Genomic DNA, 2,400 nt, shown 5'->3' with positions numbered 1-2,400 from the left:
GTCAGTCGGCCGGTAGCGAAGCGAGGCCGACTGACGAGGCTGGGGAGGTGTGAGGTGCGGTGCGGGCGGGAATCGAAGGGGCAGCCGCGGGGCGGGCGCAGGTGACGCAAGCACTGGAAGGAGCGAACGCAGTGAGCGACTGAAGCGCGCAGCGAGCGTGCGCCCGCCTCGCGGCTGGGGCTTCGGGGGTCACAGTCGTGTTCGAGACAGAATTCCTGTAGCGCCGGGCGTCAGAACCGCCACACAAATCCCGATCTCCGGCGACCGCTTAAGTGACCGCACCGCGCATCCACGCCTATGACAGCGATCGCGATGTTGAGCGTTGCGCCGGTGATCGAGGGGAGCATGGCGGAGGAGGTCGCGAAGGCCGTCGCCGCGCTCGACGAGTTCGACGTGAGCTACGAGACCAACCCGATGGGAACCGTCATCGAGGCCGACGACGCGGAGACGCTGTTCGCGGCCGCCGCGGCTGCCCACGAGGCGGTCGACGGGGACCGCGTCTCGACGTTCCTCAAGATCGACGACAAACGGACGAGCGACGCGACCGCGGCCGACAAGGTCACCGCCGTCGAGGACCACCTCGGCCGCGAGGCGAAGCGGGAGCGCTGAGGCGACCCGTTCCGACTGCGCTCAGCCCTTGATGTTACAGACGGGGAAGGTGCGGGCGACCTTGTCGCCGATGCCGAGGTCGTCGCTGACGCGGATCACCTCGTCGATGTCCTTGTAGACGCCGGGGGCCTCCTCCGCGATGGTCGCGCCCGACTGCGCTTTCACGTAGATCTGCTGGCCGTCTTCGAGGTCGTCCTGTACGTCGCCGCCCCAGAACTCCTGTTTCGCCTGCGTCCGGCTCATCAGGCGTCCGGCACCGTGCGCGGTCGAGCCGAACGACACCGACATCGACTCGTCGCCGCCCCGGAGGACGTACGAGCCGGCCCCCATGCTCCCCGGGATGATGACTGGCTGGCCCACGTCGCGGTAGACCGCGGGCACGTCCGCGTTGCCCGCGGGGAACGCCCGCGTCGCGCCCTTGCGGTGGACGTACAGGTCGCGCTCCTCGCGGTCGACGACCGCGTCGCCGACGGCGGGATCGCCCTCGGCGTCGACGCCGATCTCGTGGGTCTCCCGCTTCGCGATGTTGTGCGCCACGTCGTACAGCAGCTCCATCCCGAGGTCGTCGATCGGGTCGGCGTCGAACACCTCGCCGAACGTCTCGCGGGCCTGATGGGTGATCAGCTGGCGGTTCGCCCACGCGAAGTTGATGCACGCGCCCATCGCGCCGTAGTACTCCTCGGCCAGCTCCGACCCGGCCGGGGCGGCCGCGAGCTCCTTGTCGGGCAGCTCGTCGAGCAGGTCGCCGTGTTCCTGCTCGATCCGGCGGAGGTAGTCGTTACAGGTCTGGTGGCCCAGCCCGCGGCTCCCGCAGTGGATCAGGACGACGACCCCGTCCTCGCGGAGGCCGTACTCGTCGGCGACGTCCTCGCGGAACACGTCCGTGACGCGCTGGACCTCCAGGAAGTGGTTGCCGGAGCCGAGCGACCCCATCTGGTTGCGGCCGCGGTCCATCGCCTTCTGGGAGACGTACTCCGGTCGCGCGTCGGGCCGTCGCCCCTCGTCCTCGCAGCGCGCGAGGTCGCTCTCGATCCCGTACCCCTCCTCGACGGCCCACTCGACGCCGCGTTCGAGCGCGCCCTCGATCGCGTCCGCGGTCCCGCCGATGACGCCGCCGCCGCCCAGCCCCGAGGGGATCGCCTCGAACAGGGCGTCGACGAGTTCCTCCTCGCGGCCCCGAACGTCGTCGTAGGTGAGGTTCGTCCGCACCATCCGAACGCCACAGTTGATGTCGTAGCCGACCGCTCCCGGCGAGATACAGCCGTTTTCGGCGTCGATCGCGCCCACGCCGCCGACGGGGAACCCGTACCCCTGATGGCCGTCGGGCATACAGAGCGCGGGGGCGGCGATCCCGGGGAGGTGCGTCGCATTGCGGAGCTGTTCGAGTGTGTCGTCCCCGCCGATCTCCTCAAGGAGCGACTCGCTCGCGAGCACCCGCGCGGGGACGTTCATGTCGCCCTCGCGGGGGAGTTCCCAGACGTGCTCGCGCACCTTCCGCAGTTCGAAGCCGCCGACCTCGCGCGTTGTCATACGACGGCGTTCGACGCGGGCGGGGAAGGGCGTTGCGTCAGGCGGGCGCGACCCGGCGTGCCGGCGACCCGGCCCAGCGAGGCTTCCCGCGGGTCACACGTCGAAGACGACGTAGGCGTACCAGCCGCCGTCACGGCGTTCCAGCGACATCTCCGAGTACGTGACCGCCCTTGACCTCCCGGGCGGCGACCGCGTCGAGCGGGACGCCGTCGCGCGCTCGCCGTCAGCCAGTCGTGGGAGGCAAGGCACACAGGGGATAGG

At 70.3% G+C, this 2,400-nt stretch carries 2 protein-coding genes and 1 pseudogene; 1 reads left to right on the top strand and 2 read right to left on the bottom strand.

Annotated features, from left to right (window positions below; all coding sequences use genetic code 11):
* Window positions 1–297: 297 nt before the first annotated feature.
* The gene (locus tag BN903_RS11505) at window positions 298–609 is read left to right on the top strand and encodes an MTH1187 family thiamine-binding protein (RefSeq protein WP_048077856.1); all 312 of its coding nucleotides are present in this window, start codon (window positions 298–300) and stop codon (window positions 607–609) included.
* A 21-nt stretch (window positions 610–630) separates the two neighbouring features.
* Here the strand turns inward: BN903_RS11505 and BN903_RS11500 are convergent, their stop codons facing one another.
* Both BN903_RS11500 and BN903_RS16910 read right to left on the bottom strand, forming a co-directional pair.
* Complete coding sequence (locus tag BN903_RS11500) at window positions 631–2,139, bottom strand: RtcB family protein (RefSeq protein ID WP_048077855.1); 1,509 nt, start codon at window positions 2,137–2,139, stop codon at window positions 631–633.
* Window positions 2,140–2,232: 93 nt separating this feature from the next.
* Window positions 2,233–2,372, bottom strand: a pseudogene (locus tag BN903_RS16910) (archease); the annotation flags it as partial.
* Window positions 2,373–2,400: the final 28 nt, after the last annotated feature.

Source organism: Halorubrum sp. AJ67, from assembly GCF_000513435.1.
This window is presented reverse-complemented; position numbering and strand designations above follow the sequence as displayed.